This window comes from Phenylobacterium sp. (genome assembly GCF_044372605.1).
In the GTDB taxonomy this organism is placed as follows: domain Bacteria; phylum Pseudomonadota; class Alphaproteobacteria; order Caulobacterales; family Caulobacteraceae; genus Phenylobacterium.
Genome location: NZ_JBILRO010000137.1, coordinates 1 through 8,990 on the forward strand (window position 1 = coordinate 1; position 8,990 = coordinate 8,990).

Below are 8,990 nucleotides of genomic sequence, written 5' to 3' on the forward strand. Positions count from 1 at the left end.
TGTAGTTGATGATTTCGACGAAGCAGCCGAGCGCCTGGAACATTGCGCGCTGGGAGCCGGTGCCGACAACCTCAAGCCGGTAGCGGTCCATCACCTTGGCCCGGCGAAGCCAGAACCCGCCCGTCAGGGCGATGGAGCTGTTCTCGCCCAGGACCATACTGGCCGCGTTGTCGCCGGAGCCGACGGCCGTGGCGACGTCGCTGATTCCGAGCGCGATCTTCAGCTTGGTGACATCCGTGGGATCCAGAACCCGCCCAAGCCAGCGGCGACCGTCCGGCGCCTTGAGGCGCCGTACCGAGGCTTGCTTGGCCGGCAGGCTCTCCCAAACCGGCAGGAGGAGGCCGGTCACCAGGACCAGCTCGCGCGTGATCCAGGGATCGGCCGCGGCGATCTCGGCGTCCCAGGCGGCCTGCCAGATCGGTTCAGGCACGATCTCCCAGGCCGATTCCTCATAGACCTTGAGGGGCGAGACGCTGCGCTTCTCCGGCCGGATGATCCGCACCGCCGGCACCAGGCGGTCGTCGTCGTCCGTCGTGGTCAGGCCCTTCACCACCAGGCCGGCCCGCCCCGAGCGGGCGTTGACCACATACTCCAGTGCCTCGGGGTTCAACCCGTGCCGCGCCTCGCCGGACCCGATCAGCACGCGGCGCGTGCGGACCTTGAAGGTCATGATCTTGGTCTGCGCGCCGGTCAGGGTGTCGGTGCGGATCACCTCCTCCGACTTGATCGCCAGATCGTCGGCGACGATGTCCTCCATCCCCCTGTCGAGGGCGCCGGAGGCCGAAGCCCGTTCGAGGATGCTGGCCAGGATCTCGTCGAAGGCGGTGAAGAGACCATTCTGATCCTCGATCCGCAACGCCAACAGGCGATTGAGGAAGGTGTTCATCGCCGGCATGTCGTCGGACTTCTTGAGATTGCCGTCGGTATCCAGCAGCTTCAGCCCGGTCCTGGTCTCGAACGTCTCGCGGCTCATGGCCTCGACCGACCCGAAGTGCAGGGCCACGAAGAAGGCCTGCAGAGCGCGATGCGCCCACGGGCTTTCCAGGTTGTCCTCTGGCCGAAACAGGCCGTTGCCCGCCGAACGACGCTCCCCACGGGTCAGGGCGCCCAGGCTGTCGAGCCGCCGCGCGATGGTGCTGAGGAACCGCTTCTCGCCGTGGATGTCGGTCGTCACCGGCCGGAACAGCGGCGCATGAGCCTGGTTGGTCCGGTGCGAGCGACCAAGACCCTGGATAGCGCCGTCGGCGCGCCAGCCGGGTTCGACCAGGTAGTGGGCCCGTCGCTGCTGGTTCGCCGCACCGAGATCGGCGTGGTAGCTACGCCCGGTGCCGCCGGCGTCGGAGAACACCAGCACCCGCTTCTTGCCGGACATGAAGGCGTCGGTCTCGGCCTTGGCCGCCGAGGCGCCTCGACGCTCGACGACACGCCGGCCGCCGCGCAACACGACCCGGCGAGCCCGGCCGGTGATCTCGGCCACGGCGTCGGTTCCCACCGTGTCGAGGACCGCGTCCAGCACCCCGCAGACGGCCGGAAGGCATGCGAGGTGGGTGATGAGTTCTTCGCGCAGCCGCAGCGCCTCCTGGCTGGCGACCGGCACGCCATCGACCATCACCGGGATCATGGTGACATTGCCCTCCTCGTCTTCGATCGCCTGCATGGCGGTGACCGGGAAGGCTCCCATCAGATAGTCGAGAACCTGATCCTTCGGCGTCATGTCGATGGTCAGGTTGTTCCACTCCTCCGGCGGAATCTCGGCCAGCCGGCGTTCCATCACCGCCTCGTTGGTCGAGACGATCTGCACCACGGACGAGCGGCCCTGCGCCAGATCGGTCCTGATCGCCGCAATCAGGGTCGGGGCCTTGAGGCCCGCGAGCAGGTGCCCGAAGAACCGCAGCTTCGCGCCCTCGAAAGCCGAGAGCACCGCCGAAGCCGCCTGACCATTGGCCGCCTTGCCATCCTCCGTGAGTCCAACCGCCTCCAGGGCCGCCCGCAGATTCTGATGGATCAGCTGGTAGGCATCGGCCCAGGCGTTCCAGATCTCGATGTCCTGCGCGGCGAGCGGGTGGCGCAGCGCCTCGTATTCGACGCCGTCGAAGGAGAGGGAACGGGCGATGTAGAGCCCGAGCGCCTTCAGTTCACGCGCGATCAGCTCCATCACCGCCACGCCGCCCTTATCGACGGCTTCCATGAAGGCGTCGCGGGTGTTGAACGGCGCCTCCGGCCCGCCCCAGAGGCCAAGCCGCGCGACATAGGCGAGGTTCTCCGGCGTCGTTGCGCCGGTCGCCGACACGTAGAGAATCCGGGCGCCGGGCAGGCGGTTCTGCAACGCCAGGCCGGCCATGCCCTGCTGCGAGGCCTTCTTCGGCCCGCGCGCGCCCTTGCCGCCACCGGCGGCGTTGGCCATCGCGTGCGCCTCGTCGAACACGATCACACCGTCGAAGTCAGCGCCCAGCCAGCTGACGATCTGATCAAGCCGGGACGGGCGATCTCCCCGGGCGGGCTGACGCAAGGTCGCGTAGGTGGTGAAGAGGATGCCGCGATCCAGGCGGATGGCGTCGGCCTGCTTCCAGGCCTTCTGCGGGGTCATGTCGGAGCCCACCCCGCCGATGGCGTTCCAATCGCGCCGGGCGTCCTCAAGCAGGGCGTCGTTCCGCGAGAACCACACGGCCCGCACCCGGCCCTGGGCCATGTTGTCGGCGATGACCCCGGCGATCTGACGGCCCTTGCCGCAGCCGGTGCCGTCCCCGAGGAAGAACCCGCGCCGAAACTGCACCGCGCCCTGCGTGCCCTCCGCCACCAGGTGGACCAGGTGGGCGGCCTCGCCGAGCACCCAGGCGCCTGGCAGGCTGCTGGCATGAGCTTCGCCGGCATAGATGATGGTCTCAATCTGGGCGTCAGACACGAGGCCCTGCTCGACGATCCCGGCCGGCAACACCGGGCGATAGCTCGGGGCGGGCGGCGAGACCGAGGCCATTGGCCCGGATTCCACGAGCGGGGAGGGATGTGGCCGCGCCTGCGCCAGATCGACCCGCCCGAGCGCGTAGGCCTGATAGAGGCCGACATCGTGGCCTTCGCCGGACCAGTCCTTCACCGCGTAGGCGACCGAGGCCGTCGTCGCCAGGAACCCCAGCCGTGACGAGGGTGTCGCCAGCGCCCGGGCCCGCGGCGTCAGGAAGGCGACGTTGGAGACGGCTCGGAACTGGCGAGGCTGAGCCGTAGGGCGAGGCGCGACCCCCGCCGCCAGACGGGCTGCGTCGGCCAGGGTCTCGCAAGACTGAATCGGGCAGGGGGAGGGGACGCTCCCTTCGGCGCGGTCGATCACCAGCAGCCCGGTCTCGACCGAGGTTCCGTGCTTGGCGTAGGCGCGTTGCGGGAACACCAGCATCGCGATCAGGCGGCCCCGGCAGCCCAGGGCCTGCATCGCGCCGGCGTCCTCAAAGAGCCGGGTCGGCACGATTGCTGAGAGCCTGCCGCCTTCGGCCAAGCAATCGAGCGCGGCGTGCAGATGCCCCTCCAGCTGCTGAAACGGCGGGTTGGCGATAACGGCGTGGAAGCTGCCGCAACCCGGCAGGATGTCCTTCAGCAGGACCGCGTCATGGCGGGTGCGCGAGGCCGCCGGAAACAGCCCGTCAAGGATCTCGGCTCGCCCAGGGGCCAGTTCGTTGAGGTCGAGGACCGCGCCGCACGCCTCGGCGACGATGGCGAGGAGGCCTGTACCGGCCGAAGGCTCAAGCACCCGGTCACCGGGACGGATCTGGGCGGCGGCCACGGCCAGGGCGCTAAGCTCCGGCGGCGTGGAGAATTGATCGAGCGCCACCTGCTCTTCGCTGCGCCGCGTGTGGGTCAGGGTCAGCTCGGTGACGCTGGCCAGCAGGGCGACGATTTCGGCGGGCGCGTCCTCGAGCCGGCTGATCTGCGGCGCCAGGCGGCGCAGCTGCAACACCACGGCGGCTTCCATGGCGTCGTAGGCATCGCGCCAGCACCAGGCGCCGTCGGCGTCCGAGCCGCCGAAGGACATGGTCATCACCCCCGCCACCAGCTTTCGGTCGAGGGCCCGCGAGCGGTTGAGATGGGGAACCATGGCCCGCGCGGCGGCCAGGATGTTGGCGGCCTTGTCAGAGGCGGAACCAGAAACCTGCGCCTGGGCGAAGAGCGGAAGGAAGGCGTTCATGGGAAAGCGTCCAGATCACCTGCGGCGGAGGGTTCCTCCCTCCCGTCCCGTCAGGCTCACCTGACGCCTCCCTCCCTCCATCCTTTGGCCGGGCAGGTGATCGTCAGCGAAGGGTCCGGCCCAACGCTCCCGCCTGAGCGCATTCGAGCACCCTCAGGCGAATTTTCTCGTAAAGCTTCGACGGCAGATGGCCGTAGGCGATCTCGCCGCCGGGGTGGGGGGCGAGGTCGAAACCCGGCCAGGCAAACTCGTTGACCTCATCGACAACAACCCAAGACTTCGCGTCATCGAGGCCCAGATGCTGCTTCACGCGGGGCGGCAGTTCCACAGCCTGCGTGTCCGCATCGGGCTCGGAGTGGGTGATCGGCGCGACAAGGACCATGGTCAGACCATCGCTCGCGCGGCGATGCGACAGGACGATCGCGCAGGGCCTGGGATAGCGAGCGTTGTCGCGCCCCAGGTCGTGTTCTCGTTTCCAGAGGTAGTTGAAGCGAATGACGAGGCCGGCTTCCGGATCAGGAATAGCCACCCAATCCTACTCGTCCATCAGGTCATTGAGATGGTCGTGTCGAGGATCCATCCGCGCCTCGCCCAGGGCCTGAATCGTTTCGGCGGGCAGTTCGTGAGTCCAGAAAGCCCGGGTCGCCAAGCTCTTGAGCCGCATGTATTCATCGTAGTCGTGCTTGGACATCAGCACTTCGGTGACGCGGCTATGATGGGTCACCGCCACCGGCTCACGTTGGGCGGCTTGGCAGTATTGTGAAAAGCGCTTGGCGACCTCAGTCGCGGGGACTTCAAGCATAGCGGCCTCCTGAGCCCGTAAAACGCGGATTTTCCGCACTATTGCAAGCCTAAACATCGAACACGAGCGTTTCTGCCTATACGCGAGTTGCAGCCCAGACAGCGAAAAGCCCCGCCGGCTGGCGCCGACGGGGCTCTCTGTTCAGGGACGATGCTCAGCCGATCAGGCCGCCAACTGTCCCTCCGAGGGCAGGTTCGTTTCCTGCGCCTCGGCGGGCTCGTCGTCAGCCGCCGGCTCCTCGACCTCGTCCTCCAGGGAAGCGTGGCTCTCCCAGGACAGGGCAGACGGCGCCCATTGCCGTTCCGCGGCGGCCTGGGCCACGAAGCAGACCAGCTCGTCCTTCTTCAGGGTCCGCGCCCGATCGTCCGAAGCGTCCATCTCCTCAAGCAACGCCATCAGCTGCTTCTTGGAGTGAACCGCCAGATAGCCGGCGTCAGGCGTCCAGTGGCTGGCGATATCGGACCCGCAAAGTTCGGCGATCTCGGCCGCCTCCGCGCGGGCGGCGTGACGGATCGAGCTGGTGCGCGCTTCGCGGACATCGAGCGAGATGGCCACCAGCTCGGCCAACAGCGCCATCTTCTCCCCGTGCGCCAGGCCATCGATCCAGGCGATCGGCCGAAGGCCGGAGATCTTGTAGGCCTCGCGACGCGCCTCAAGCCTGGCCCGCACCTCACCGTCAAGCGCTGGAATGGCCGGGGTCTGGCCGCGGCGATAACCGCTCGCCGAGACCGTCACCGCCGACGCTTCGGCCGAAGCCCCGCCATGCAGCGCCAGATGCTTGAACAGCTGGGCCAACAGAGCGGTCAGCGCGACGCTGGGGTTGTCGGCCAGGTCGCGGATCAGGCCCCGCGTTGCGACATCGGTGCGGGTCTCATGGAAGACGTGACTGGCGCCTTCCACATCGACGTCGGCCTTGGGAAACTCGATGTCGGGCTGGCTACGCCCATAGCGCCCATCGAGGACCCCGCCTTCGCCGGTGTCCGCCTCCTCATCAGCGTCCTCCTGGGCGATCACCGGGTTGGAGAAGAAGCTGGCGACGACGCCGACCTCGGCATCCGGAGACAGGATCACGGCCCCGATCGTACCGCCTTCGAGCGAGGCGGCGGCGCGCTGCCGCTCGGCCTGCAGCAAAGCCAACAGGCTCGGGATCTCGTCAGCGGCCAGATCCGCGCCCGCCAGGGCTTCGTGCGCCTCCCTGACAACCTGCTGGGCTTCCTTGTAGGCCGCTCGGGCGGTCTCGCTCATGCCCGCGACGTGGATGTAGGGCAGGTTGAAGAAGCCGTCGGGCGCGCGGTAGCCGCGGCTCTGGCCGATGAACACGAACAGCCCTTCGGCCTGCAACGCGGTCACCAGCGGCTCCGTGCGCTGGCGCCAAAGCTCGGTCAGCGTATCGGGATCCAACAGAACGTCGGGAAGTTCGCCGAACAGGTCGGATTCGACCCGGCCGCCGATCGCCGCGTAGCGCTGCGGCCCCACCAGGGCGAAGCGCGGGTCGTTGACGTCGGTGCGGCCCCGATCGACGCGAGCGGCAAGCTGATAGTCCTGCAGATAGCCATCGAGGGCGGTCTGGGCGATATCGGCCTGCTCGTCGGCATCGGTGATCCGGGCCAGCTGACGGGCCTGTTTCAGGGTGATCTTGCCCAGACGCAGGGCCTTCAACGCCTTGGCGTGCAGACCTGCCAGGGCCGAAAGACGCTTGATCTCCAGCTCGTCATAGCCGAGTGCGCCGGCGATGGCGGCGGTATCCATCTTCGACTTGCGCAGCTTGCCGATGGCGACGATCACATCGGCGATGTGAACGGGCGTGCGCTCGGCGGCGGTGAGGATGGTGGCCGCCGCCTGACTTTCGCGGGTGGAGAACACCTCGCACTTCACCGGCCAGTCCGGCGCGATCCTTTCGGCGTCCAGGAGCTTGCGGAGCGCCAGCAGCCTGCGGCGGCCGTCCAGCACCATGAAGGGCCGCTCCTTCCTGGCCCCGGGTCGCACGCACAGGGGCACGACAACGTCAGCCTTGAAGATGGTTTCGGCCAACCGATCGATCTCGTCGTCGGCCGGCTCCTTGGCGCGAAGGTTCTCAGGCGCGATCTCCAGATCGCACAGGGGCACGAACTGGGTGTTGGGAACGCCAGCGGGGGTTTCAGCAGCGGGGGTCATGGGGATCATCTCCGGCGTCAGAGGCGAGGGTCATCCTGCCCCTTGGCGCACCCCCTCCAGCCGTCCCTCTCTCCTTTCAGCGGACGACAGGCCGGACCCTGACGCCAGCCGGCTCGGTACTGGCGACCGCACCGGCTCGTCGTTACAATCGCCGAAAGAGCGCAGCTGCTTTGAGCAGTGATTGGGCATTGGAGCGCGAAAGCGGTCACGTCCGCGATTGCGTTCTCCCAGAGGTTGCGTAGATTGGGTGCGCACGATTTTGGGGAATCTTTTGACATTCAGATTGGCTGCGCCAAAGTCTTCGAGCTTGGACAGCGAGTGCAAGGCCGAGGCAATCCTTCGGGTCCATCTCGAAGCATTGATCTTGGCCGTTACAATCGACGCAGTCGACCGCGACTTGATCGAAAATTTTGGGCAACGGTGGATGAAGCGTGCGTTGAAGCAGGCACCAGTCCGCGCTCGGCTTGCGATCTGGCTAGGAATCCCCAGCCTTTCCTTCAGCGAGCTATATCGCTGGTTCAAGGACTCGATGCGGTCCTCCGACCGCTTCAAGAGCAAGCGCCTAGCGACCTCGCGTATGGTCTCGCGAGCACCGTGGTCATTCCAGACCAATCAAGCACTCGCCCACTGGTTCGACCCCGACCTGGTCCCGCAGATCCGGCGTCATCGTCTCAGTGAGACAGACGCGCGCCGGATCGCAGACGCCTTCGAGAGAGGTTTGGGACTCCGCAGCAGCGCGCACGTGGGGCGGCCCGGGGCTCCTCTCTGGCTTACGTTCGAACTCGCTACGACGGAGACGGTGTCCGGATCTGCTCGCCAGCTTCGCGATGTGCTCGGATTGTTCGATAGGCCCGGCAGTGAGTACGGTTTTTTGGTCCAGCTCGCGCCAAGTATGGGCGCCCTCGGACCGGTGTACGCTCCCACCGCCCTGGACGCATGTGGCTATGCCCGATTCCGACCTTGGCCCAAGAGCGGGAGCCTCAACGACACCGACGCCGGTCGTACCTATGATCTCGATCCGACTCGCCGTTTAGGTTCAGGTGGACAACACGGTCGCCCAGAAATGATCCATGTGCCAAGGGCGCTCGCGGAATGCGTCGCACTTCGCGGCGTTGGCTATATCGAAGTTGATGCCGATGACAGCACTGATGGTCACATCGCTTTCGCGAACGAAGTCTCCCCCGGTACAAACGTGCAAATTCTCCTCGAGCGATTGAGTAAGATCTAGTGCAGTGGCCGATGCTTTTCCGACCCCGCGGTCCAGTGCCCGAAGCAGCCCGGAGTTGGTCGGCCTCCCACTGGGAAGCCTGGCTCAAGCGGAGTGCGCACCTTTATTATGACTCCCGAAGCCTGGCGGACAAGCGTGCGGCTATGTCCCCCTTCGCAGTCGAACCATTGCAGGATACCCATCCCGCCGAACAGCTAGTGAGGGAGGTCCGCCGGTTCGTGCCGGACGGAAGCGCTATGTCGTGTGCAGCTATGGGCGCGGCGGCGATTTGGAGCCCTCAAGACGGCGCGCGCGTCGCGGAGTTCTATCTCCGCATCTTGACGAGCCTCGGCGGTCTCAGCCCCCCGCAGCGCCTCCGGGACACCCTGACCGGGATGGTTGCCCGGCTTGGGCCGCCGCTGCCGCGCGATGCCCTACAGAGCGTGCTCCACGAGGTTGTCGAGTGCGCCGTCGCAAGGCTCTCATGCGCGGAACTCCTCAATCTGGCCAGCATGATCGGACGCAGAGCCTATCAATGGCGGTTACGACCGTGGCGCGCGCAGATCGAGCTTCTCCACGCGCTTCTGCAGCACGACGGCCAGCAGAACTTCTATGAGAACCTCGCTTCCTGCCTACCGGAGCTGCGATCAATCATC

Annotated in this window: 6 protein-coding genes; 2 read left to right on the forward strand and 4 right to left on the reverse strand. The window is 66.8% G+C overall.

The features are described from left to right. The 4 genes from ACIQ42_RS11715 to ACIQ42_RS11730 all read right to left on the reverse strand — a co-directional run. A partial coding sequence (locus ACIQ42_RS11715) for a strawberry notch-like NTP hydrolase domain-containing protein (RefSeq protein WP_397422366.1) occupies positions 1-4,171 on the reverse strand: 4,171 nt, incomplete at its 3' end. A gap of 103 nt (positions 4,172-4,274) precedes the next feature. Further along, positions 4,275-4,700 carry a hypothetical protein gene (locus ACIQ42_RS11720; RefSeq protein ID WP_397422367.1) on the reverse strand — a complete coding sequence of 142 codons (426 nt, stop codon included), beginning with the start codon at positions 4,698-4,700 and terminating at the stop codon, positions 4,275-4,277. A 6-nt stretch (positions 4,701-4,706) separates the two neighbouring features. Further along, on the reverse strand, positions 4,707-4,973 hold the full coding sequence (locus tag ACIQ42_RS11725) for a type II toxin-antitoxin system Phd/YefM family antitoxin (RefSeq protein ID WP_397422368.1): 267 nt from the start codon (positions 4,971-4,973) through the stop codon (positions 4,707-4,709). A 162-nt stretch (positions 4,974-5,135) separates the two neighbouring features. Beyond that, positions 5,136-7,127: a ParB/RepB/Spo0J family partition protein gene (locus tag ACIQ42_RS11730; protein ID WP_397422369.1), complete on the reverse strand. Its 1,992-nt coding sequence runs from the start codon at positions 7,125-7,127 to the stop codon at positions 5,136-5,138. Between the two features lie 247 nt (positions 7,128-7,374). Between ACIQ42_RS11730 and ACIQ42_RS11735 the strand changes: the two genes are divergently transcribed. Both ACIQ42_RS11735 and ACIQ42_RS11740 read left to right on the forward strand, forming a co-directional pair. After that, on the forward strand, positions 7,375-8,355 hold the full coding sequence (locus ACIQ42_RS11735) for a hypothetical protein (protein ID WP_397422370.1): 981 nt from the start codon (positions 7,375-7,377) through the stop codon (positions 8,353-8,355). A 143-nt stretch (positions 8,356-8,498) separates the two neighbouring features. Then, the coding region (locus ACIQ42_RS11740) for a hypothetical protein (RefSeq protein ID WP_397422371.1) at positions 8,499-8,990 on the forward strand (492 nt) is incomplete at its 3' end.